The organism is Massilia terrae, from assembly GCF_024753145.1.
GTDB lineage: Bacteria > Pseudomonadota > Gammaproteobacteria > Burkholderiales > Burkholderiaceae_D > Telluria > Telluria terrae.
The window spans coordinates 138,655-157,789 of sequence record NZ_JANUGU010000003.1 but is presented as its reverse complement, the minus strand read 5'-3'; the positions used below and the strand labels follow the sequence as shown (position 1 = coordinate 157,789).

The window sequence follows — 19,135 nt, the reverse complement described above, 5'->3', positions numbered from 1 at the left end:
ATGGAACTGAAGCTCCTGAATGAGCAAGGCCAGGCCGGCGCAGCTGTTGCTGCCGCCGATACCGTGTTCGGCCGTGATTACAACGAAGCGCTGATCCACCAGGTGGTGGTCGCCTACGCTGCCAACGCACGTAGCGGCAACCGCAAGCAGAAGGATCGCGAAGAAGTCTCGCACACCACCAAGAAGCCGTGGCGCCAGAAGGGCACCGGCCGTGCACGTGCCGGTATGTCGTCGTCGCCGCTGTGGCGTGGCGGCGGCCGCATCTTCCCGAACTCGCCGGAAGAAAACTTCTCGCACAAGGTCAACAAGAAGATGTATCGCGCAGGTATCTGCTCGATCTTCTCGCAGCTGGCCCGCGAAGGCCGCCTGAGCGTGGTGGAAAACATCTCGGTCGAAGCACCGAAGACCAAGCTGCTGTCGCAAAAGCTGCAGGGCATGGGTCTGGACTCGGTCCTGGTGATCACCGACGCCCTCGACGAGAACCTGCTGCTGGCCTCGCGCAACCTGCCGAACGTGCTGGTGGTCGAGCCGAAGGCGGCTGATCCGATGTCGCTGGTGTTCTACAAGAAAGTCCTGGTCACCAAAGCTGCACTGGCCAAGATCGAGGAGATGTACGCATGAGCGCCGCAATCAAATTTAGCGAAGAGCGCCTGATGAAGGTGCTGGTGGCTCCGGTCATTTCCGAAAAAGCGACCTTCGTCGCGGAAAAGAACGAGCAAATCGTGTTCAAGGTCCTGCCGGACGCAACCAAGCCGGAAATCAAGGCGGCCGTCGAACTGCTGTTCAAGGTCGAAGTGGAATCGGTGCAGACCGTCAACCGCGAAGGCAAGGTCAAGCGCGCAGGCCGTTTCATCGGTCGCCGCAACCACACCAAGCGCGCCTTCGTCTGCCTGAAGCCGGGCCAGGAAATCAATTTCGTCGAGGAGGCTAAATAATGGCACTCGTTAAGATGAAGCCGACCTCGCCAGGCCGCCGCGGCATGGTCAAGGTGGTCAACGCCGACCTGTACAAGGGTCGTCCGTTCGCCGCCCTGGTCGAGAAGAAATCGAAAACTGCTGGCCGTAACAACAACGGCCACATCACCACCCGCCATATCGGCGGTGGCCACAAGCACCACTACCGCGTGGTCGACTTCAAGCGCAACAAGGACGGCATCGCCGCCAAGGTCGAGCGCATCGAGTACGACCCGAACCGCAGCGCGCACATCGCCCTGCTGTGCTACGCCGACGGCGAGCGCAAGTACATCATCGCCACCAAGGGCATGGCCGTCGGTGACAGCGTGATGAACGGCGCGGAAGCGCCGATCAAGTCGGGCAACTGCCTGCCGATCCGCAACATCCCGGTCGGCACCACGATGCACTGCGTCGAGATGCTGCCTGGCAAGGGCGCGCAGATGGCGCGTACCGCCGGCGCCGGCGTCGTGCTGATGGCACGTGAAGGCACCTACGCCCAGGTCCGCCTGCGTTCGGGTGAAGTGCGCCGCGTGCACATCGAGTGCCGCGCCACGGTTGGCGAAGTCGGCAACGGCGAGCACAACCTGCGCAAGATTGGTAAGGCTGGTGCGATGCGCTGGCGCGGTGTCCGCCCGACCGTTCGCGGTGTGGTGATGAACCCGATCGACCACCCGCACGGTGGTGGTGAGGGTCGTACGGCTGCCGGTCGTCATCCGGTGTCGCCTTGGGGTCAACAGACGAAGGGTAAGAAGACGCGTTCGAACAAGCGCACTTCTTCGATGATCGTCTCGCGCCGTGGCAAGAAATAAGGGGAACTAGATGACTCGTTCACTGAAAAAAGGGCCGTTCTGCGACGCCCACCTGATGAAGAAGGTCGAAGCAGCACAGGCCACCAAGGACAAGAAGCCCATCAAGACCTGGTCGCGTCGTTCGACCGTCATGCCGGACTTCATTGGCCTGACGATCGCTGTCCACAACGGCAAGGTGCACGTGCCCGTGTACGTCTCCGAGAACATGGTCGGTCACAAGCTCGGCGAGTTCGCGCTGACCCGCACGTTCAAGGGCCACGCCGCTGACAAGAAGGCGAAGAAATAATGGAAACTAAAGCTATCCTCAAAGGCGTGCGCCTGTCGGAACAGAAGGGCCGCCTGGTTGCAGACCTGATCCGTGGCAAGAAAGTCGACGCCGCGCTGAACATCCTCGCGTTCAGCCCGAAGAAAGGCGCCGCCATCGTCAAGAAAGTGCTGGAGTCCGCGATCGCGAACGCCGAGCACAACGACGGCGCCGACATCGACGAGCTGAAAGTCACCCAGATCTACGTCGAAAAGGGCCCGATCCTGAAGCGCTTTACGGCACGTGCCAAAGGCCGCGGTGATCGCATTTCGAAACAATCCTGTCACATCTTCGTGACTGTCGGTAACTAAGGAGTCACACGATGGGACAGAAGATTCATCCGACCGGCTTTCGCCTGGCAGTAACCCGTAACTGGGCCTCGCGCTGGTACGCTGGCAACAGCAACTTCGCCGAGATGCTCGCCGAAGACCTGAAGGCACGCGCCTTCCTCAAGAAGAAGCTGAAGAACGCTTCGGTGGGCCGCATCGTCATCGAGCGTCCGGCCAAGAACGCGCGCTTCACCGTGTACAGCTCGCGTCCGGGCGTCGTGATCGGCAAGAAGGGCGAAGACATCGAAGTGCTGAAGTCGTCGCTGACCAAGATCATGGGCGTGCCGGTGCACGTGAACATCGAAGAAATCCGCAAGCCGGAAATCGATGCCCAGCTGATCGCCGACTCGATCTCGCAGCAGCTCGAAAAACGCATCATGTTCCGCCGCGCCATGAAGCGCGCCATGCAGAACGCGATGCGCCTGGGCGCGCTCGGCATCAAGATCATGTCGTCGGGCCGCCTGAACGGCATCGAGATCGCCCGTACCGAATGGTACCGCGAAGGCCGTGTGCCGCTGCACACCCTGCGCGCCGATATCGACTACGGCACCAGCGAAGCGGAAACCACCTACGGCATCATCGGTGTCAAGGTCTGGGTCTACAAGGGCGACCGTTCGGCAACGGGCGAAGCTCCGGTAATCGAGACCCCGGCCGAAGAGAAGAAGCCGCGCGGCCCGCGTCGTGAAGACGGCAAGCCGGCCGGCCGTGGCCGCCCGGGCGCCAAGCCAGGTACCGCACCCGCTGGCCGCCGTGCCGCCAAGCCGGTTGCTGACAAAGCAGGAGAATAAAGATGCTGCAGCCATCCCGCAGAAAGTATCGTAAAGAGCAGAAAGGCCGTAACACCGGCATTTCGCACGACCGTGGCACCGCGGTGTCGTTCGGTGAGTTCGGCCTGAAGGCGACCGTCCGCGGCCGCATCACCGCCCGCCAGATCGAAGCTGCCCGTCGCGCCATGACCCGTCACATCAAGCGTGGCGGCCGTATCTGGATCCGTATCTTCCCGGACAAGCCGATCTCGAACAAGCCGGCCGAAGTCCGTATGGGTAACGGTAAAGGTAACCCGGAGTACTACGTCGCCGAAATCCAGCCAGGCAAGGTCCTGTACGAGATGGACGGTGTCGCCGAAGAACTGGCGCGCGAAGCATTCCGCCTGGCCGCTGCCAAACTGCCGCTGGCTACCACCTTCGTGGTGCGCCAGGTTGGCCAATAACAGGAGTTGAATATGAAAGCTAGTGAACTCCGCGGCAAAGGTGCAGACGAGCTGCAAAAGGAACTGTCCGACCTGCTGAAGGCCCAGTTCGGCCTGCGCATGCAGATCGCGACCCAGCAGCTGACCAATACCGCGCAGCTCAAGAAGGTTCGCCGCGACATCGCGCGTGTGAAGACCGTGATCAACCAGAAGGAAGCCAAATGAACGACACCACTAAAACGGCGCTGAAGCGCACGCTGGTCGGCAAAGTCGTGTCCGACAAAATGGACAAGACGGTGACCGTGCTGATTGAGCGTCACGTCAAGCACCCGCTGTACGGCAAGATCATCGTGCGTTCGAACAAGTATCACGCGCACGACGAGACCAACCAGGCCAAGACCGGCGACACGGTCGAGATCCAGGAAGGTCGCCCGATCTCGAAGACGAAGGCGTGGACCGTGACCCGTGTTGTGCAAGTCGCACAGGTTCTGTAAAGCGCTGACAAATTAGTCTTGCGGGGCCCGCTGGTATGTGTAATACTAGCGGGCTTCGTTCATGTGTTGCCGCAGTGGTCCCCGCGTCCGCCGCGGCCTGCAACGAAGTATTGGAAAGTCCAATCACCCAAACGTTCGCTTCTGCAATGGAGGCGGGCGGCGGGACCAAGACTGACCGCAGGCCCACGAGTGTTCGTGGGGTTTCTTCGGCTTAAGTTGGGAAAGAAAATATCATGATTCAAACTGAAAGCCGGCTCGAAGTGGCCGACAACACCGGTGCCAAGGAAGTCTTGTGCATCAAGGTGTTGGGCGGTTCCAAGCGCCGTTATGCCAGCATTGGCGACGTGATCAAGGTCACCGTAAAGCAGGCTGCCCCGCGCGGCCGCGTCAAGAAAGGTGAAATCTACAACGCCGTGGTTGTGCGTACCGCCAAGGGTGTGCGCCGCCAGGACGGTTCCCTGGTGAAGTTCGACGGCAACGCCGCTGTCCTGCTGAACGCCAAGCTGGAGCCGATCGGTACCCGCATCTTCGGGCCGGTGACGCGCGAACTGCGCACCGAGAAGTTCATGAAGATCGTGTCCCTGGCACCGGAAGTTCTGTAAGAGGATCGCAATGGATAAGATTCGTAAAAACGACGAAGTCGTCGTCCTGACTGGCAAGGACAAGGGCAAGCGCGGTGTCGTGACCGCCCGCGTCGATGCCGAGCACGTGGTCGTCGAAGGCGTGAACGTGGCCAAGAAGGCCGTCAAGCCGAACCCGATGACCGGTGTGACTGGTGGCATCGTCGACAAGACCATGCCGATCCACGTGTCGAACGTCGCGCTGTTCAATGCAGCGAGCGGCAAGGCCGACCGCGTGGGCTTCAAGACTGTCGACGGCAAGAAGGTTCGCGTCTTCAAGTCGAACGGCGAAGCAGTGAAAGGGTAATACAACATGGCCCGTCTCCAACAACTCTATAAAGACAAAGTCGTCGGCGAGCTGACCGAGAAGTTCGGTTACAAGTCGGTGATGGAAGTGCCGCGCCTGACCAAGATCACCCTGAACATGGGTCTGGGTGAAGCCGTGGCGGACAAGAAGATCATCGAGCACGCTACTGGCGACCTGACCAAGATCGCCGGCCAGAAGCCGGTCACCACCAAGGCCCGCAAGGCAATCGCCGGTTTCAAGATCCGCGAAGGCTACCCGATCGGCGCCATGGTGACCCTGCGTGGCAACCGCATGTACGAGTTCCTGGACCGCTTCATCACCGTGGCCCTGCCGCGCGTGCGTGACTTCCGCGGTGTCAACGGCCGTTCCTTCGATGGCCGCGGCAACTACAACATCGGCGTGAAAGAGCAGATCATTTTCCCGGAAATCGATTACGACAAGATCGATGCGCTGCGTGGCCTGAACATCTCGATCACCACCACCGCCAAGACCGACGAAGAAGCCAAAGCGCTGCTCGCCGCATTCAAATTCCCGTTCCGGAACTAAGAACATGGCAAAACTTTCCCTGATTAACCGCGAACAGAAGCGTGCAGACCTGGTGGAGAAATTCGCCGCAAAGCGTGCCGCCCTGAAAGCGATCATCGACGACCAGACCAAGTCGGATGAAGAGCGTTACGAAGCCCGCCTGAAGCTGCAGGCGCTGCCGCGTAACAGCAACCCGACCCGCCAGCGCAACCGCTGCGCGATCACCGGCCGTCCCCGTGGCACTTTCCGTAAATTCGGTCTGGGCCGTATCAAACTCCGTGAATTCGCCATGCGTGGCGAGATCCCGGGCATGACCAAAGCCAGCTGGTAATAGGAGAACAAGCAATGAGTATGAGCGATCCTATCGCCGATATGCTGACCCGTATCCGCAACGCGCAAGGCGTGCAGAAGACCGCCGTGTCGATGCCGTCGTCGAAGCTGAAAGTCGCGATTGCCAATGTCCTGAAGGACGAGGGTTATATCGAGGACTTCGCCGTGACCAGCGAGTCGGGCAAGTCGGAACTGAAAATCGGTCTGAAGTACTACACCGGCCGTCCGGTGATCGAGCGCCTCGAGCGCGTGTCCCGTCCGGGCCTGCGCATCTACAAGGGCAAGGATGACATCCCCCAGGTCATGAACGGCCTCGGCGTTGCCATCGTCTCGACCCCGCAGGGCGTGATGACCGACCGCAAAGCACGCGCAACCGGTGTCGGTGGCGAAGTGCTGTGCTACGTGGCTTAAGGAGTTAGACGATGTCTCGAGTAGCTAAGATGCCAATCGCCGTCCCGGCTGGCGCCGAAGTGGCGATCAGCGCGGCAGCGATCACGGTCAAGGGCCCGCTGGGCTCGCTGACCCAGCCGCTGAACGGCCTGGTCAAGGTAGAAAACAACAACGGTTCGCTGACGTTCGACGTGGTCGACGAGTCGCGCGAATCGAATGCGATGTCGGGCACCCTGCGCGCCCTGGTCAACAATATGGTGACCGGCGTGACCAAGGGTTTCGAGAAGAAACTGACCCTGGTCGGCGTGGGCTACAAGGCCGCCGTCCAAGGCAAGGCGCTGAACCTGGCGCTGGGCTTCTCGCACCCGGTGCTGCATGAAATGCCGGAAGGCGTGACCGCCCTGACCCCGACTCCGACCGAGATCGTGATCAAGGGGATCGACCGTCAAAAGGTCGGCCAGGTCGCCGCTGAAGTGCGTGCTTACCGCTCGCCGGAGCCCTACAAGGGCAAGGGCGTCCGCTATGCGGACGAAGTGGTCAAGCTGAAAGAAACCAAGAAGAAATAATCGGAGCTGACGATGGACAAGAAAGAATCGCGTCTGCGTCGTGGACGCCAAACCCGCATCAAGATTGCGCAGCTGGGCGTGAACCGCCTGCAGGTGCACCGCACCAACCTGCACATCTATGCGAACCTGATCAGCCCGGATGCGAAGGTGCTGGTGTCGGCCTCGACGCTGGAAGCCGAAGTGCGCACCCAGCTGGCAGGCCAGTCGGGCGCCGGCGGCAACGCTGCCGCCGCGGCCCTGGTGGGCAAGCGCGTCGCAGAAAAAGCACTGAAAGCAGGAATCACCGAAGTTGCGTTCGACCGCTCCGGTTTCCGTTATCACGGCCGTGTCAAGGCGCTGGCGGAAGCCGCCCGTGAAGCCGGTCTGAAGTTCTAAGGAAGAATCGTCATGGCAAAAATGCAAGCGAAAATGGCAAGCGACAAGCCGGATGATGGCATGCGCGAAAAGATGATCGCGATCAACCGCGTGACCAAAGTGGTCAAGGGTGGTCGCATCATGGGCTTCGCCGCACTGACCGTTGTCGGTGACGGCGATGGCCGCATCGGCATGGGCAAGGGCAAGTCGAAGGAAGTTCCGGTCGGCGTGCAGAAGGCAATGGAAGAAGCCCGTCGCAACATGATCAAGGTGTCGCTCAAGAACGGCACGCTGCAGCACACGGTCACCGGCCGTCACGGCGCCTCGCGCGTCCTGATGTCGCCGGCCAAGCCGGGTACCGGCGTGATCGCGGGCGGTGCAATGCGCGCGATCTTCGAAGTGATGGGCGTGACCGACGTGGTCGCCAAGTCGACCGGTTCGTCGAACCCGTACAACCTGGTGCGCGCCACCCTCGACGGCCTGGCGAAAATGAGCACTCCGGCCGAGATCGCCGCCAAACGCGGCAAATCGATCGAAGAGATCCTGGGCTAAGGAAAACATCATGGCAAACACCGTTAAAGTCAAACTGGTCAAGGGCCTGATCGGCACCCGCCAAGACCACCGCGCCACCGTGCGTGGTCTGGGCCTGCGTCGCGTGAACTCGGTTTCCGAGCTGCAGGACACCCCGTCCGTGCGTGGCATGATCAACAAGGTCGCCTACCTGGTCAAGGTAATCGACTAAGCCGCGCGCATAAGGAGAAATCAATGGAACTCAATACCATTCAACCGGCAGATGGCGCCAAGCACGCCAAGCGCCGCGTCGGCCGTGGCATCGGCTCCGGCCTGGGCAAGACCGCCGGCCGTGGTCACAAAGGCCAGAAGTCGCGTTCGGGCGGCTTCCACAAGGTCGGTTTCGAAGGCGGCCAGATGCCGCTGCAGCGCCGCCTGCCGAAGCGTGGCTTCAAGTCGCTGAACGCGACCTTCAAGGCCGAAGTGCGGCTGTCGGACCTGAACGGCCTGGCCGTCGGCGATGTCGACATCCTGGTGCTGAAGCAGGCCGGCGTGCTGTCGACGCTGGCACGTGACGTGCGCGTGATCCTGTCGGGCGACATCACCAAGGCGGTGAACCTGAAGGGCATCAAGGCGACCGCGGGCGCGAAAGCGGCGATCGAAGCTGCGGGCGGTTCGGTCGCGTAATGCGGCCAGCTGCCTGATCGGAGCAAAAATTGGCGACTAATACACAACTTGGCAAAAGCGCCGCCGCCGGCTTCCCCTGGAACCGGCTGTGGTTCTTGCTTGGCGCGTTGGTCGTGTACCGCATCGGAGCGCACATCCCGGTCCCCGGGATCGATCCGGCAAGGCTGGCTGCCCTGTTCAAGCAGAACGAGGGTGGCCTGCTCGGCATGTTCAACATGTTCTCGGGCGGCGCCATGTCGCGTTTCGCCGTGTTCGCGCTGGGTATCACGCCCTATATTTCGGCTTCGATCATCATGCAGCTGGTGTCGATCGTCTCGCCGCAAATGGAAGCGCTGAAGAAGGAAGGCGAATCCGGCCGCCGCAAGATCACCCAGTACACCCGGTATTTCACGGTGGCGCTGGCGTTGTTCCAGGCGTTCGGCATCGCGGTCGCACTCGAAGCGCAGCAGGGCCTGGTCTTGAACCCGGGCTTCGGCTTCCGCTTCGTGACCGTGGTGACGCTCCTGACCGGTACCATGTTCCTGATGTGGCTGGGCGAGCAGATCACCGAACGCGGCCTCGGCAACGGTATTTCGATCATCATCTTCGCCGGTATCGCAGCCGGTCTGCCGAACGCACTGAGTGGCTTGTTCACGCTGGTGTCGAACGGTTCGATCAGCAGCATCGCCGCGATCATCATCGTGGCGCTGGTGGCCGCGGTGACGTATGCGGTGGTGTTCGTGGAACGTGGCCAGCGCAAGATCCTCGTGAACTACGCCAAGCGCCAGGTCGGCAACAAGGTGTACGGTGGCCAGTCGAGCCACCTGCCCCTGAAGCTGAACATGGCCGGCGTGATCCCGCCGATCTTCGCCTCGTCGATCATCCTGTTCCCGGCAACCATCGTCGACTGGTTCACGCGCGGCAAGGACACCAACAACGCGTTCATCCGGTTCCTCAAGGACCTGGCCGCGTCGCTGGCCCCGGGCGAGCCGATCCAGGCGCTGCTGTACGCCGTGGCCATCGTGTTCTTCTGCTTCTTCTACACGGCCCTGGTGTTCAACAGCCGGGAAACCGCGGACAACCTGAAGAAGAGCGGCGCGTTCGTGCCGGGCATCCGTCCGGGCGAGCAGACCGCGCGCTACATCGACAAGATCCTGATGCGCCTGACCCTGGCCGGCGCGGTGTACATCACGCTGGTGTGCCTGCTGCCGCAGTTCCTGCAATCGCAGTGGAAAGTGCCTTTCTACTTCGGCGGCACGTCGCTCCTGATTATCGTGGTGGTGACGATGGACTTCATGGCCCAGGTGCAGAACTACGTGATGTCGCAGCAATATGAATCGCTGCTGCGCAAGGCAAACTTCAAGGGCGGTCTTCCGACCCGCTAGGGCGGGGAAGCGAACGAATGGCAAAAGACGACGTCATCCAAATGCAAGGGGAGATTCTCGAAAATCTCCCGAACGCGACGTTTCGCGTGAAGCTGGAAAACGGCCACGTGGTGTTGGGACATATCTCGGGTAAAATGCGCATGAATTACATTCGCATTCTCCCGGGCGACAAGGTAACGGTGGAACTCACGCCGTACGACCTGTCGCGCGCACGCATTGTGTTCCGCACCAAGTAAGACATTAAGTAATCGAACCGAAAGAGAGTGCAAAATGAAAGTTAACGCTTCAGTTAAGCGCATTTGCCGTAACTGCAAAATCATCAAGCGCAAGGGTGTGGTCCGCGTCATCTGCGTGGAACCGCGTCACAAGCAGCGTCAAGGTTAATTTCGAGGAATAACGAATGGCACGTATTGCAGGGGTCAACATCCCCAACCACAAGCACGCCGTGATCGGCCTGACCGAGATCTATGGCATCGGCCGTCCGCGCTCGCAGAAGATCTGCGACGCTGCTGGCGTTCCGACCAACAAGAAGGTCAAGGACCTGGACGACAACGAACTCGAGAAGCTGCGTGACGAGATCGGCAAGTTCGTCGTCGAAGGCGACCTGCGCCGTGAGCTGTCGATGAACATCAAGCGCCTGATGGACCTGGGTTGCTACCGCGGCATGCGTCACCGCAAGGGCCTGCCGGTTCGTGGCCAGCGCACCCGTACCAACGCACGTACCCGCAAGGGCCCGCGCAAGGCAGCACAAGCCCTCAAGAAATAATCTAGGAACCTGACATGGCCAAGCAACAAAGCAGCGCAGCAGCAGCTCGCGTACGCAAGAAAGTCAAGAAGAACGTGGCTGAGGGCATCGCCCACGTCCACGCTTCGTTCAACAACACCATCATCACCATCACCGACCGCCAGGGCAATGCCCTGTCGTGGGCGACCTCGGGTGGTGCTGGCTTCAAGGGCTCGCGTAAATCGACCCCGTTCGCGGCACAGGTCGCTGCTGAAGCAGCCGGCAAGGTGGCGCAAGAGCAGGGCGTGAAGAACCTGGAAGTGCGGATCAAGGGCCCGGGCCCGGGCCGCGAGTCGGCGGTGCGCGCACTGAACAACCTGGGCATCAAGATCACCGAGATCCAGGACGTGACCCCGGTTCCGCACAACGGCTGCCGTCCGCCGAAGCGTCGCCGCATCTAAGCAAGCCTGGCCGGCCCGTCCGGCAGCTTGTGGATGCACCCCGGTTTCCCCGCGAAGCCGGTTAATTGTGAGAGATTGCCGGTGCAGTGCCCTGCGAAATGGGATATACTGCCCGGCTGTTGTCGCCTGCGGTTCATCCGTGGGGGACTTTGTTAGCCACCGTCCGGTCTCAAGCAGAACTGGACTAGCGCCTGTCGTACAGCTCGGCTGTCTTCCGGGGCGTCATTTCATTTTAAAAGGTAATCAACGTGGCACGTTATATCGGACCAAAAGCAAAGCTGGCTCGCCGTGAAGGCACCGACCTGTTCCTGAAGAGCGCACGCCGCTCGCTCGACTCCAAGTGCAAACTGGACGTCAAGCCGGGCCAGCACGGCGTCAAGTCGGGCGCCCGTACTTCGGACTACGGCAACCAGCTGCGCGAAAAGCAGAAAGTCAAGCGCATCTACGGCGTGCTGGAGCGTCAGTTCCGCCGCTACTTCGCAGAAGCATCGCGCCGCAAGGGCAACACCGGCGAGACCCTGCTGAAGCTGCTGGAAGCGCGTCTCGACAACGTCGCCTACCGCATGGGCTTCGGCTCGACTCGCGCCGAAGCGCGCCAGCTGGTCAGCCACAAGGCCTTCACCGTGAACGGCCAGGTCGTGAACATCGCTTCCTACGCGGTCAAGACCGGTGACGTCGTCGCCGTCCGCGAAAAGGCCAAGAAGCAGACCCGCATCGTCGAGGCGCTGTCGCTGGCCGAGCAGGTTGGCTTCCCGAGCTGGGTCTCGGTCGACGCCAAGAAGATGGAAGGCACCTTCAAGTCGTTCCCGGAGCGTAACGAGATCGCTGCCGACGTCAACGAAGCCCTGATCGTCGAACTGTACTCGCGTTAAAAAATCGCTGTACACCGCCGCTCCCGTCCGCGGGGGCGGCGGCAGAAGTAATGCCTGCCCTCGCGGCGGGCTTTTCACATTAATGCCATCAGCCTTATCGGTGTAACGAGCCGAGGGTATTGAAAAGGACATTTCATGCAAAATAGTTTGTTGAAGCCCCGTATCATCGATGTTGAAGCCATCGCTCCCGGCCACGCCAAAGTCGTGATGGAGCCGTTCGAGCGCGGCTACGGCCACACGCTCGGCAACGCCCTGCGCCGCGTGCTGCTGTCGTCGATGGTGGGCTACGCCCCGACCGAAGTGACCATCGCCGGTGTCGTGCACGAGTACTCGTCGCTGGACGGCGTGCAGGAAGACGTGGTCGACCTGCTGCTGAACCTGAAGGGCGTGGTGTTCAAGGTCCACAACCGCGACTCCGTCACCCTGTCGCTCAAGAAGGAAGGCGAAGGCCCGGTGCTGGCGTCGGACATCGACCTGCCGCATGACGTGGAACTGATCAACCCGGATCACGTGATCGCCCACCTGACCGCCGGTGGCAAGCTCGACATGCAGATCAAGGTCGAGAAGGGCCGCGGCTATGTGCCGGGCAACGTGCGCCGCCTGTCGGAAGACACCAACAAGACCATCGGCCGCATCATCCTGGACGCTTCGTTCTCGCCGGTGCGCCGCGTGTCCTATGCAGTCGAGTCCGCTCGCGTCGAGCAGCGTACCGACCTGGACAAGCTGATCATCAACATCGAGACCAACGGCGTCATCACCCCGGAAGAAGCGATTCGCCAATCGGCCCGCGTGCTGGTTGACCAGCTGAACGTGTTCGCCGCGCTGGAAGGCACGGAAGCCGCTGCGGAAGCCCCGTCGCGCGCACCGCTGGTCGATCCGATCCTGCTGCGTCCGGTCGACGACCTGGAGCTCACGGTCCGTTCGGCAAACTGCCTGAAGGCCGAGAACATCTACTACATCGGCGACCTGATCCAGCGTTCGGAAAACGAGCTGCTGAAGACCCCGAACCTGGGCCGCAAGTCGCTCAACGAAATCAAGGAAGTCCTCGCTTCGCGTGGCCTGACCTTGGGTATGAAGCTCGAGAACTGGCCGCCGGCTGGTTTGGAAAAATAAACAAGCGAAAGTACAACCCTACTTTCGCTTGGGTCCAGCCAAAAAGGACTGGCAAAGCCAGCGCCTTTTTGGAGGGACAAGCGGTAAAAGCAGTAACTGGCCGTGCAATCCTGCCCGGCCAGCTTTAACGTTGAACCGGTCCGCGATTATGCGAAATATTGCATAATCGATCGAAGAACTGGAATTAAAACATTCGAAAGGAAATACCATGCGTCACCGTCACGGCCTTCGCAAGCTGAACCGTACTTCGTCCCACCGCCTGGCCATGCTGCGCAACATGACCGTTTCGCTGCTGCGTCACGAAGCGATCAAGACCACCGTTCCGAAAGCCAAGGAACTGCGCCGCGTCGTCGAGCCGATCATCACCCTGGGCAAGAACGACACCCTGGCCAACAAGCGCCTGGCCTTCTCGCGCCTGCGCGACCGCGAAATCGTGCAGAAGCTGTTCGCCGAAATCGGCCCGCGTTACGCCCAGCGTAACGGCGGCTACCTGCGCATCCTGAAGATGGGTTTCCGCGTCGGCGACAACGCCCCGATGGCATTCGTCGAGCTGCTCGACCGTCCGGAAGTCAGCGAAGAAGAAGTCCCGACCGCTGAGTAATTCGCAGCGATCTAAAAAGAAACCAGGCCGTGTGCCTGGTTTTTTTTCGTCCGGTGTTTCACCTCGTTCTTGGTAATTGCCCGGTGGCTCAGGATAGATGCGGCTGCATCACATCGGCCAGCCAGTCCATGAAGCGGCGCACCCGCTTGCTCAGGTGGCGGCGGCTCGGATACAGCAGCGTGACCGGCATCGGCGGCGCCTGGAACTCAGGCAGCACCTGCACCAGCCGTCCCTCGGCCAGCTGGTCGGCCATGCCCGCGCGCGGCGCCTGGATGATGCCCAGCCCGGCGAGACAGGCGGCCTGGTAGGCATCGCTGTTGTTGACCGCGATCGCCGCCGGCGCCGCGCAGGTCCGCCTCACACCACCCTCCACGTATTCGAACAGCGCCGGCCGGCCCGCCATCACCGGCGCGTAATCGACCAGCCAGTGCGCGTGCAGGTCCGCCGGCGTGTGCGGCACGCCATGGCGCGCCAGATAGTCGGGGCTGGCGCAATTGACCAGCTCGAAATGCCCGAGCGGCCGCGCCACCAGCGACGAGTTTTCCAGCGTGCCGACCCGCAGCACGCAATCGAAACCTTCGCGCACCGCGTCGACCCGGCGGTCGGTGCTGGACAGCTCCAGTTGCAGGCGCGGATGCGCGCGCAGGAAGGCCGGCAGCGCCGGGATGACGATATTGCGCGCCGCCCCGATCGGCAGGTCGACCCGCAGCCGGCCCGCCAGCGCCGCGTCATCCTGCTGGAACATGGCCTGCAGCTCATCCAGCTCGGCCAGCATGTCGCGGCAGCGCTCGTAGAACAGCAAGCCGTCCGGCGTCATCTGCACCTTGCGCGTGGTGCGCTGGAGCAGGCGCGCGCCCAACCCCGCCTCCAGCTCGCGAATCGCGGAAGACACACTGGCCTTCGACAGGCCGAGGCTGTCCGCCGCCTGCGTGAAGCTCGCCAGCTCCGCCACGCGCACAAAGATGCGCATGCCATCGGTTCTATCCATTGTTAGGTTCTCGTGAACAGTCCTGCCGGGGATTCTATCTTTATCCGGCGCCGCTTCAACAATAAACTTTGTTCTCCGATCACCAACCAGAGGAACAACACCATGAACCAGAAGATTGCACTGATCACCGGCGGCAGCCGCGGCCTTGGCAAGAACGCGGCGCTCAAGCTGGCGCGGCAAGGCGTCGACATCATCCTGACCTACCACAGCCGCGCCGACGAGGCACTGGCCGTGGTCGCCGCCATCACCGCGATGGGAGGGCGCGCCATCGCCCTGCAGCTGGACGCCGGCGCCATTTCCACCTTCGGCGCGTTCGCTGGCGCGGTGAGCGCCGCACTCAAGGAACACTGGCAGCGCGAGCGCTTCGACTACCTCCTCAACAACGCCGGCACCGGCATCGACGCCCGTTTCGCCGACACCACCGAGGCCCAGTTCGACGAAATGTGCAACATCCACTTGAAGGGCGTGTTCTTCCTGACGCAAGAGCTGTTGCCCTTGCTTGAGGATGGCGGCCGCATCCTGAACGTGTCGTCCGGACTGGCGCGTTTCACTTTGCCCGGCAAATCGGCCTACGCGGCGATGAAGGGCGCAGTCGAAGTGCTGACGCGCTACCTCGCCAAGGAGCTTGGACCGCGCCGCATCGCCGTCAACGTGATCGCACCGGGCGCCATCGAAACCGATTTCAGCGGTGGCGAAGTGCGCGACAACGCCCAGGTCAATGCTCACATCGCGGCGCAAACCGCGCTCGGCCGCGTCGGCCTGGCGGACGATATCGGCGACGCCATCGCCATGCTGCTGAGCGAACAGGGCCGCTGGATCAATGCCCAGCGGATTGAAGCCTCGGGCGGCATGTTTATCTGATGAAAGGGCCGTGAGGATAATCCAGGCCGCAGAATGTTGTCCGGCGGTGGTGTAAGATTCTGGATGCACCCCGCCGGTGCGGCTCTGAAAAATAAGGAATCATGTCCTCCCGTACCCGCTCGATCCCACTGCTTCTGCGCCTGCAACAAGCCCTGCTGTTGCTGCTGCTCGCCGCAGCTTGCCTGTTCACGGCGAACGCCGCGCGCGCCGACGACGAATTCCTCGACCCGCAAGTGGCGTTCAAGTTCTCCGCGCACATGGAGGGGCCGAAGACGGCGGTGGTCAGCTACCAGATCGCCGACGGCTACTACATGTACCGCGAGCGCTTCAAGTTCACGGCGACCGGCGCCAAGCTGGGCGAACCGCAGTTCCCGCCGGGGAAAGTGCACTTCGACGAGAACTTCGGCAAGAACGTCGAGACCTATCACAAGGGCGTGACGGTGCGCATCCCGGTCGAGGGCAATGGCCCGTTCACGCTGACCGCGGTGGGCCAGGGCTGCGCCGACAAGGGCCTGTGCTATCCGCCGCAGGAAGCGAGCGCGCAGCTGGTCGCGGGCGGCGGTGCGCCGGTCGCCACGATTCCGCTGGGCGGGCAGGGCGCCAGCCCGGCCGCGAGCCCGGTGCCGGGCGCAAGCGTCGTGCCCGCAGCGCAGGCTGATCTTCCCCCGGCAGACAAGGCCGCGCCCGCGCCGGCGCCTGCCGCCACGACGAGCGCCCCGTCCGCCGCAACGCCGGCGCCGGCCGCACCGGCGCCGCAATCCGACCTGTCCGGCATTGCCGCCATCCTCAAGGGCGGCAGCCTGCTGGCGATCGTGCCTGCCTTCATGCTGCTTGGCCTGGGCCTCGCCTTCACCCCCTGCGTGCTGCCGATGGTCCCGATCCTGTCTTCGATCATCGTGGGCGAGGGCGGCCAGGTGCGCCGCTCGCGCGGCTTCATCCTGTCGCTGTCCTACTCGCTGGGCATGGCGATCGTCTACACCGCGCTCGGCGTTGCCGCCGGCCTGATCGGCGAAGGCCTGTCGGCCGCGCTGCAGAATCCGTGGGTGCTGGGCGGCTTCGCGCTGCTGATCGTGCTGATGGCGCTGTCGATGTTTGGTTTCTATGAACTCCAGATGCCCGGCTCGGTCCAAACCAGGCTGGCCGATGCGTCGGGCCGCCAGAAGTCCGGCAAGCTGGCCGGCGTGTTCGCGATGGGCGCGCTGTCGGCGCTCATCGTCGGGCCGTGCGTGGCCGCGCCGCTGGCCGGCGCGCTGGTCTACATCAGCCAGACCCGTGATGTGTTCATCGGCGGCGCCGCGCTGTTCGCGATGGCAATCGGCATGAGCGTGCCGCTGCTGCTGGTGGGCGTGTCGGCCGGTTCGCTGCTGCCGCGCGCCGGCGTGTGGATGGATGCGGTCAAGCACTTCTTCGGCGTGCTGATGCTGGCGATGGCGCTGTGGCTGGTCTCGCCCGTGTTGCCGGGACTGGTGCAGATGCTGCTGTGGATCGCCCTGCTGATCGGCTACGCCGCCTACCTGCTGCGCAGCATGAAAGGCTGGATCAGCATGGCCGGCGGCATCGTGCTGGCGGTGCTGGGCGCGATCCTCGTGGTCGGCCTGGTCAGCGGTAGCCGCGACCCGCTCGACCCGCTGGGCCAGCTGCGCGGCGGCGGCGCGGCGCCGGAGCGCCTGGCGTTCACCCGCATCAAGACCGTCGATCAGCTCGACGCCGTGCTCGCCAACACCGGCGGCAAGACCGTGCTGCTGGACTTCTACGCCGACTGGTGCGTGTCGTGCAAGGAAATGGAACGGCTGACCTTCCCGGTGGCCTCCGTAAAGGCCAAGCTCGCCAACACCATCCTGCTGCAGGCCGACGTCACCGCCAACGACGATGCCGACAAGGCCATGCTCAAGCGCTTCGGCCTGTTCGGTCCGCCGGGCATCATCCTGTTCGACCACAACGGCAAGGAAATCCCCGACGGCCGCGTGATCGGCTACCAGGACGCCAACAAATTCCTCGGTTCGCTGCAACGGCTGAACTGATCGCGCCACGCCTGAGCGGCCCGCTTGACACCCTCCGGTGCGCGCCGGAGGATGGGGTATGGACACCGAAACCACAAGGATCGAAGAGCGGCTGGCAGCGCTGGAGCGCGACGTCGCGGTGATCAAGTCCAATTACGTGACGAAAGAGGATTTGCAACGTGAACTGAACGCACAAACCTGGCGATTCATGACTTTCGTTGCCGCCCTCAATAGCTTCCTTGTGGGCGCGATCTATTTTTTAGCCGCTCACTTCAGGTGACAAAAAAAGGGACGCCGCAGCGTCCCTTCTCCTACCCCCAAGCGCAGTCCGATCAGCCGCGCATCCCGCCCTGGCGATGCTCGCCCATGCCGTGCCCGCCCATGCCGCGGCTGGTCTGTTCGTCGAACACTTTCTTCTGCTGCGGCGTGAGGGTCGCGTAGAAGGTGTTCAGCGCGGCCAGGCGCGATTCCATCCGCGCGGTGCGCTGCTTGGACAGTTCGATCATCTTCTGCATGCGCTGCGGGGCCGGCAGCTGGGCCAGGCCGCGGAACTCGCCGCGCTTGGCCTCCGGATGGGCCGGGTGCATCGCGCCCACGAAGGTGGTCCAGGCCGGTTCCTGCGCGGCGGAGAGCTGCAGCGCGTCGTGCAGCTTCTGGGCGCGCTCCTTCATGTGCTGGGCCATTTTGGCCTGGAATTCGGCGCGGTGGGCCTCGCGTTCCTGCTGGGTCCACTGGTGGCGTTGCTGGGCTTGCGGCGCCTGGGCGTCAGCCTGGGCGGCCATCGCTGCGCCACCCAGCGACAGGGCGGCAAGGGCGATCATCACTTGCTTGCGTACGGTGCTCATGGTTGTTCCTTTGTCTGGATGTCTGGTGGGTTGCGCCTCCGGCGTCCCGGCTGCACGGTTCCCATGATGTCCCAAAGCTGTATCCCGGACATTTCACGGCATTTCTGGTGAACCGTTCTTTGTATCAATTTGTTTCGACCGCCGGTGGATATACATGGCGATACAATCCCGCTGTTCATGCCCTTGTTTAATAAGGATAATTGAACCCATGGACACTCCCTCTACCATCCTGATCGTCGACGATGACCGCGACATCCGCACGCTCCTGGCCGACTACCTGGAGTCGAACGGTTACCGCGCCCTGGCCGCCGGCGACGGCAGCGCCATGTGGAAAATCCTGGACGAGGCGCGGCCCGACCTGATCGTGCTCGACCTGAACCTGCCGGGCGACGACGGCCTGACCCTGTGCCGCAAGCTGCGCGCGCACTCGACCCTGCCGGTGATCATGCTGACCGCCCGCAACGAGCCGCTCGACCGCATTCTCGGCCTCGAGATGGGCGCCGACGACTACCTGCCCAAGCCCTTCGAGCCGCGCGAGCTGCTGGCGCGCATCCGCAGCGTGCTGCGCCGCTCGCACGCGATGCCGCCCAACGCCGCCGCCGAAAATGTCCAGCAGATGAAGTTTTCCGGCTGGACCCTGGACCTGACCGCGCGCCACCTGGTCAACCCGCAGGGCGTGATCATCATGCTGTCGGGCGCCGAGTTCCGCCTGCTGCGCGTGTTCCTGGAGCATCCCAACCGCGTGCTCAACCGCGACCAGCTGCTCAACCTCACCCAGGGCCGCGACGCCGATCCCTTCGACCGTTCGATCGACATCCAGATCAGCCGCCTGCGCCAGAAGCTGGGCGAGGACGCGCGCATGCCGCAGATCATCAAGACCGTCCGCAATGGTGGCTACGTGCTGGCCGGCCAGGTGACGGTGGAGCCGGCTGCGTGAAG

At 62.6% G+C, this 19,135-nt stretch carries 33 protein-coding genes; 31 read left to right on the top strand and 2 right to left on the bottom strand.

From position 1 onward, the window contains the following. From rplD to rplQ, 27 genes are all read left to right on the top strand, one after another. The gene (gene rplD, locus NX778_RS11655) at positions 1 to 621 is read left to right on the top strand and encodes a 50S ribosomal protein L4 (protein ID WP_258811910.1); all 621 of its coding nucleotides are present in this window, start codon (positions 1 to 3) and stop codon (positions 619 to 621) included. Beyond that, on the top strand, positions 618 to 935 hold the full coding sequence (rplW, locus tag NX778_RS11650) for a 50S ribosomal protein L23 (protein ID WP_258811909.1): 318 nt from the start codon (positions 618 to 620) through the stop codon (positions 933 to 935). The genes rplD and rplW overlap by 4 nt, the downstream gene beginning before the upstream one ends. Beyond that, the gene (gene rplB / locus NX778_RS11645) at positions 935 to 1,762 is read left to right on the top strand and encodes a 50S ribosomal protein L2 (protein WP_258811908.1); all 828 of its coding nucleotides are present in this window, start codon (positions 935 to 937) and stop codon (positions 1,760 to 1,762) included. The genes rplW and rplB overlap by 1 nt, the downstream gene beginning before the upstream one ends. Positions 1,763 to 1,772: 10 nt before the next feature. Further along, complete coding sequence (rpsS, locus tag NX778_RS11640) at positions 1,773 to 2,048, top strand: 30S ribosomal protein S19 (RefSeq protein WP_258811907.1); 276 nt, start codon at positions 1,773 to 1,775, stop codon at positions 2,046 to 2,048. Continuing rightward, complete coding sequence (gene rplV, locus NX778_RS11635; RefSeq protein WP_258812172.1) at positions 2,045 to 2,377, top strand: 50S ribosomal protein L22; 333 nt, start codon at positions 2,045 to 2,047, stop codon at positions 2,375 to 2,377. The genes rpsS and rplV overlap by 4 nt, the downstream gene beginning before the upstream one ends. Positions 2,378 to 2,388: 11 nt before the next feature. Beyond that, positions 2,389 to 3,183 carry a 30S ribosomal protein S3 gene (rpsC, locus tag NX778_RS11630; protein WP_258811906.1) on the top strand — a complete coding sequence of 265 codons (795 nt, stop codon included), beginning with the start codon at positions 2,389 to 2,391 and terminating at the stop codon, positions 3,181 to 3,183. A 2-nt stretch (positions 3,184 to 3,185) separates the two neighbouring features. After that, positions 3,186 to 3,605: a 50S ribosomal protein L16 gene (gene rplP / locus NX778_RS11625; RefSeq protein ID WP_258811905.1), complete on the top strand. Its 420-nt coding sequence runs from the start codon at positions 3,186 to 3,188 to the stop codon at positions 3,603 to 3,605. A gap of 12 nt (positions 3,606 to 3,617) precedes the next feature. After that, complete coding sequence (gene rpmC / locus NX778_RS11620) at positions 3,618 to 3,809, top strand: 50S ribosomal protein L29 (RefSeq protein WP_258811904.1); 192 nt, start codon at positions 3,618 to 3,620, stop codon at positions 3,807 to 3,809. After that, a complete protein-coding gene (gene rpsQ / locus NX778_RS11615) occupies positions 3,806 to 4,078 on the top strand; it encodes a 30S ribosomal protein S17 (protein ID WP_135191947.1) in 273 nt (90 codons plus the stop codon). Before rpmC ends, rpsQ begins: the two co-directional genes overlap by 4 nt. A 233-nt stretch (positions 4,079 to 4,311) precedes the next feature. Then, a complete protein-coding gene (gene rplN / locus NX778_RS11610; RefSeq protein WP_036172202.1) occupies positions 4,312 to 4,680 on the top strand; it encodes a 50S ribosomal protein L14 in 369 nt (122 codons plus the stop codon). A 10-nt stretch (positions 4,681 to 4,690) separates the two neighbouring features. Further along, positions 4,691 to 5,005 carry a 50S ribosomal protein L24 gene (gene rplX / locus NX778_RS11605; RefSeq protein ID WP_258811903.1) on the top strand — a complete coding sequence of 105 codons (315 nt, stop codon included), beginning with the start codon at positions 4,691 to 4,693 and terminating at the stop codon, positions 5,003 to 5,005. A 6-nt stretch (positions 5,006 to 5,011) separates the two neighbouring features. After that, entirely contained in the window at positions 5,012 to 5,551 is a 540-nt protein-coding gene (gene rplE, locus NX778_RS11600; RefSeq protein ID WP_258811902.1) for a 50S ribosomal protein L5, read from the top strand. A gap of 4 nt (positions 5,552 to 5,555) precedes the next feature. Continuing rightward, positions 5,556 to 5,861 (top strand): 30S ribosomal protein S14, encoded by a 306-nt coding sequence (gene rpsN, locus NX778_RS11595; protein WP_258811901.1) that lies wholly within the window; start codon positions 5,556 to 5,558, stop codon positions 5,859 to 5,861. Between the two features lie 14 nt (positions 5,862 to 5,875). After that, the gene (rpsH, locus tag NX778_RS11590; RefSeq protein ID WP_258811900.1) at positions 5,876 to 6,271 is read left to right on the top strand and encodes a 30S ribosomal protein S8; all 396 of its coding nucleotides are present in this window, start codon (positions 5,876 to 5,878) and stop codon (positions 6,269 to 6,271) included. 11 nt (positions 6,272 to 6,282) lie between these two features. Beyond that, entirely contained in the window at positions 6,283 to 6,816 is a 534-nt protein-coding gene (gene rplF, locus NX778_RS11585) for a 50S ribosomal protein L6 (RefSeq protein WP_258811899.1), read from the top strand. A gap of 12 nt (positions 6,817 to 6,828) precedes the next feature. Continuing rightward, positions 6,829 to 7,191 carry a 50S ribosomal protein L18 gene (gene rplR, locus NX778_RS11580; protein WP_258811898.1) on the top strand — a complete coding sequence of 121 codons (363 nt, stop codon included), beginning with the start codon at positions 6,829 to 6,831 and terminating at the stop codon, positions 7,189 to 7,191. 12 nt (positions 7,192 to 7,203) lie between these two features. Beyond that, a complete protein-coding gene (gene rpsE, locus NX778_RS11575) occupies positions 7,204 to 7,722 on the top strand; it encodes a 30S ribosomal protein S5 (protein WP_258811897.1) in 519 nt (172 codons plus the stop codon). A gap of 10 nt (positions 7,723 to 7,732) precedes the next feature. Continuing rightward, on the top strand, positions 7,733 to 7,912 hold the full coding sequence (gene rpmD / locus NX778_RS11570) for a 50S ribosomal protein L30 (RefSeq protein WP_258811896.1): 180 nt from the start codon (positions 7,733 to 7,735) through the stop codon (positions 7,910 to 7,912). 23 nt (positions 7,913 to 7,935) lie between these two features. Continuing rightward, complete coding sequence (gene rplO / locus NX778_RS11565) at positions 7,936 to 8,367, top strand: 50S ribosomal protein L15 (RefSeq protein WP_258811895.1); 432 nt, start codon at positions 7,936 to 7,938, stop codon at positions 8,365 to 8,367. Between the two features lie 29 nt (positions 8,368 to 8,396). Next, positions 8,397 to 9,731 (top strand): preprotein translocase subunit SecY, encoded by a 1,335-nt coding sequence (gene secY, locus NX778_RS11560; protein ID WP_258811894.1) that lies wholly within the window; start codon positions 8,397 to 8,399, stop codon positions 9,729 to 9,731. Positions 9,732 to 9,748: 17 nt separating this feature from the next. Then, the gene (gene infA / locus NX778_RS11555; RefSeq protein ID WP_005663428.1) at positions 9,749 to 9,967 is read left to right on the top strand and encodes a translation initiation factor IF-1; all 219 of its coding nucleotides are present in this window, start codon (positions 9,749 to 9,751) and stop codon (positions 9,965 to 9,967) included. Between the two features lie 34 nt (positions 9,968 to 10,001). After that, positions 10,002 to 10,115, top strand: a complete 114-nt coding sequence (gene rpmJ, locus NX778_RS11550) for a 50S ribosomal protein L36 (RefSeq protein ID WP_005663407.1) — start codon at positions 10,002 to 10,004, stop codon at positions 10,113 to 10,115. Positions 10,116 to 10,131: 16 nt separating this feature from the next. Beyond that, complete coding sequence (gene rpsM / locus NX778_RS11545; RefSeq protein ID WP_258811893.1) at positions 10,132 to 10,497, top strand: 30S ribosomal protein S13; 366 nt, start codon at positions 10,132 to 10,134, stop codon at positions 10,495 to 10,497. Positions 10,498 to 10,511: 14 nt separating this feature from the next. Next, a complete protein-coding gene (rpsK, locus tag NX778_RS11540; protein ID WP_258811892.1) occupies positions 10,512 to 10,916 on the top strand; it encodes a 30S ribosomal protein S11 in 405 nt (134 codons plus the stop codon). A 248-nt stretch (positions 10,917 to 11,164) separates the two neighbouring features. After that, positions 11,165 to 11,788, top strand: a complete 624-nt coding sequence (rpsD, locus tag NX778_RS11535) for a 30S ribosomal protein S4 (protein WP_258811891.1) — start codon at positions 11,165 to 11,167, stop codon at positions 11,786 to 11,788. 135 nt (positions 11,789 to 11,923) lie between these two features. Continuing rightward, on the top strand, positions 11,924 to 12,901 hold the full coding sequence (locus NX778_RS11530; RefSeq protein ID WP_258811890.1) for a DNA-directed RNA polymerase subunit alpha: 978 nt from the start codon (positions 11,924 to 11,926) through the stop codon (positions 12,899 to 12,901). Positions 12,902 to 13,109: 208 nt separating this feature from the next. After that, positions 13,110 to 13,502 carry a 50S ribosomal protein L17 gene (rplQ, locus tag NX778_RS11525; RefSeq protein ID WP_258811889.1) on the top strand — a complete coding sequence of 131 codons (393 nt, stop codon included), beginning with the start codon at positions 13,110 to 13,112 and terminating at the stop codon, positions 13,500 to 13,502. 88 nt (positions 13,503 to 13,590) lie between these two features. Here the strand turns inward: rplQ and NX778_RS11520 are convergent, their stop codons facing one another. Then, positions 13,591 to 14,490 (bottom strand): LysR family transcriptional regulator, encoded by a 900-nt coding sequence (locus NX778_RS11520; RefSeq protein WP_258811888.1) that lies wholly within the window; start codon positions 14,488 to 14,490, stop codon positions 13,591 to 13,593. Positions 14,491 to 14,592: 102 nt separating this feature from the next. Here NX778_RS11520 and NX778_RS11515 point away from each other — a divergent pair, with 102 nt between their 5' ends. The 3 genes from NX778_RS11515 (at position 14,593) to NX778_RS11505 (ending at position 17,631) form a co-directional block, all read left to right on the top strand. Continuing rightward, positions 14,593 to 15,351, top strand: coding sequence for an SDR family NAD(P)-dependent oxidoreductase (locus NX778_RS11515; protein WP_258811887.1), 759 nt, complete (start codon positions 14,593 to 14,595; stop codon positions 15,349 to 15,351). A 101-nt stretch (positions 15,352 to 15,452) separates the two neighbouring features. Beyond that, positions 15,453 to 17,372, top strand: coding sequence for a protein-disulfide reductase DsbD (gene dsbD, locus NX778_RS11510; RefSeq protein ID WP_258811886.1), 1,920 nt, complete (start codon positions 15,453 to 15,455; stop codon positions 17,370 to 17,372). 58 nt (positions 17,373 to 17,430) lie between these two features. Further along, positions 17,431 to 17,631 (top strand): hypothetical protein, encoded by a 201-nt coding sequence (locus tag NX778_RS11505; RefSeq protein ID WP_258811885.1) that lies wholly within the window; start codon positions 17,431 to 17,433, stop codon positions 17,629 to 17,631. Between the two features lie 52 nt (positions 17,632 to 17,683). Here NX778_RS11505 and NX778_RS11500 read toward each other — a convergent pair whose 3' ends face one another. After that, positions 17,684 to 18,196, bottom strand: coding sequence for a Spy/CpxP family protein refolding chaperone (locus NX778_RS11500; RefSeq protein ID WP_258811884.1), 513 nt, complete (start codon positions 18,194 to 18,196; stop codon positions 17,684 to 17,686). Positions 18,197 to 18,404: 208 nt separating this feature from the next. Between NX778_RS11500 and NX778_RS11495 the strand changes: the two genes are divergently transcribed. Then, positions 18,405 to 19,133 (top strand): response regulator, encoded by a 729-nt coding sequence (locus NX778_RS11495; protein WP_258811883.1) that lies wholly within the window; start codon positions 18,405 to 18,407, stop codon positions 19,131 to 19,133. Positions 19,134 to 19,135 lie beyond the last annotated feature (2 nt).

Excerpts from the sequence above, each read along its gene's own strand:
- rplD (WP_258811910.1), top strand. The coding sequence starts at position 1 with ATGGAACTGAAGCTCCTGAATGAGCAAGGCCAGGCCGGCGCAGCTGTT.
- rplW (WP_258811909.1), top strand. The coding sequence starts at position 618 with ATGAGCGCCGCAATCAAATTTAGCGAAGAGCGCCTGATGAAGGTGCTG.
- rplB (WP_258811908.1), top strand. The coding sequence starts at position 935 with ATGGCACTCGTTAAGATGAAGCCGACCTCGCCAGGCCGCCGCGGCATG.
- rpsS (WP_258811907.1), top strand. The coding sequence starts at position 1,773 with ATGACTCGTTCACTGAAAAAAGGGCCGTTCTGCGACGCCCACCTGATG.
- rpsC (WP_258811906.1), top strand. The coding sequence starts at position 2,389 with ATGGGACAGAAGATTCATCCGACCGGCTTTCGCCTGGCAGTAACCCGT.
- rplP (WP_258811905.1), top strand. The coding sequence starts at position 3,186 with ATGCTGCAGCCATCCCGCAGAAAGTATCGTAAAGAGCAGAAAGGCCGT.
- rpmC (WP_258811904.1), top strand. The coding sequence starts at position 3,618 with ATGAAAGCTAGTGAACTCCGCGGCAAAGGTGCAGACGAGCTGCAAAAG.
- rpsQ (WP_135191947.1), top strand. The coding sequence starts at position 3,806 with ATGAACGACACCACTAAAACGGCGCTGAAGCGCACGCTGGTCGGCAAA.
- rplN (WP_036172202.1), top strand. The coding sequence starts at position 4,312 with ATGATTCAAACTGAAAGCCGGCTCGAAGTGGCCGACAACACCGGTGCC.
- rplX (WP_258811903.1), top strand. The coding sequence starts at position 4,691 with ATGGATAAGATTCGTAAAAACGACGAAGTCGTCGTCCTGACTGGCAAG.
- rplE (WP_258811902.1), top strand. The coding sequence starts at position 5,012 with ATGGCCCGTCTCCAACAACTCTATAAAGACAAAGTCGTCGGCGAGCTG.
- rpsN (WP_258811901.1), top strand. The coding sequence starts at position 5,556 with ATGGCAAAACTTTCCCTGATTAACCGCGAACAGAAGCGTGCAGACCTG.
- rpsH (WP_258811900.1), top strand. The coding sequence starts at position 5,876 with ATGAGTATGAGCGATCCTATCGCCGATATGCTGACCCGTATCCGCAAC.
- rplF (WP_258811899.1), top strand. The coding sequence starts at position 6,283 with ATGTCTCGAGTAGCTAAGATGCCAATCGCCGTCCCGGCTGGCGCCGAA.
- rplR (WP_258811898.1), top strand. The coding sequence starts at position 6,829 with ATGGACAAGAAAGAATCGCGTCTGCGTCGTGGACGCCAAACCCGCATC.
- rpsE (WP_258811897.1), top strand. The coding sequence starts at position 7,204 with ATGGCAAAAATGCAAGCGAAAATGGCAAGCGACAAGCCGGATGATGGC.
- rpmD (WP_258811896.1), top strand. The coding sequence starts at position 7,733 with ATGGCAAACACCGTTAAAGTCAAACTGGTCAAGGGCCTGATCGGCACC.
- rplO (WP_258811895.1), top strand. The coding sequence starts at position 7,936 with ATGGAACTCAATACCATTCAACCGGCAGATGGCGCCAAGCACGCCAAG.
- infA (WP_005663428.1), top strand. The coding sequence starts at position 9,749 with ATGGCAAAAGACGACGTCATCCAAATGCAAGGGGAGATTCTCGAAAAT.
- rpmJ (WP_005663407.1), top strand. The coding sequence starts at position 10,002 with ATGAAAGTTAACGCTTCAGTTAAGCGCATTTGCCGTAACTGCAAAATC.
- rpsM (WP_258811893.1), top strand. The coding sequence starts at position 10,132 with ATGGCACGTATTGCAGGGGTCAACATCCCCAACCACAAGCACGCCGTG.
- rpsK (WP_258811892.1), top strand. The coding sequence starts at position 10,512 with ATGGCCAAGCAACAAAGCAGCGCAGCAGCAGCTCGCGTACGCAAGAAA.
- NX778_RS11530 (WP_258811890.1), top strand. The coding sequence starts at position 11,924 with ATGCAAAATAGTTTGTTGAAGCCCCGTATCATCGATGTTGAAGCCATC.
- rplQ (WP_258811889.1), top strand. The coding sequence starts at position 13,110 with ATGCGTCACCGTCACGGCCTTCGCAAGCTGAACCGTACTTCGTCCCAC.
- NX778_RS11520 (WP_258811888.1), bottom strand. The coding sequence starts at position 14,490 with ATGGATAGAACCGATGGCATGCGCATCTTTGTGCGCGTGGCGGAGCTG.
- NX778_RS11515 (WP_258811887.1), top strand. The coding sequence starts at position 14,593 with ATGAACCAGAAGATTGCACTGATCACCGGCGGCAGCCGCGGCCTTGGC.
- dsbD (WP_258811886.1), top strand. The coding sequence starts at position 15,453 with ATGTCCTCCCGTACCCGCTCGATCCCACTGCTTCTGCGCCTGCAACAA.
- NX778_RS11505 (WP_258811885.1), top strand. The coding sequence starts at position 17,431 with ATGGACACCGAAACCACAAGGATCGAAGAGCGGCTGGCAGCGCTGGAG.
- NX778_RS11500 (WP_258811884.1), bottom strand. The coding sequence starts at position 18,196 with ATGAGCACCGTACGCAAGCAAGTGATGATCGCCCTTGCCGCCCTGTCG.
- NX778_RS11495 (WP_258811883.1), top strand. The coding sequence starts at position 18,405 with ATGGACACTCCCTCTACCATCCTGATCGTCGACGATGACCGCGACATC.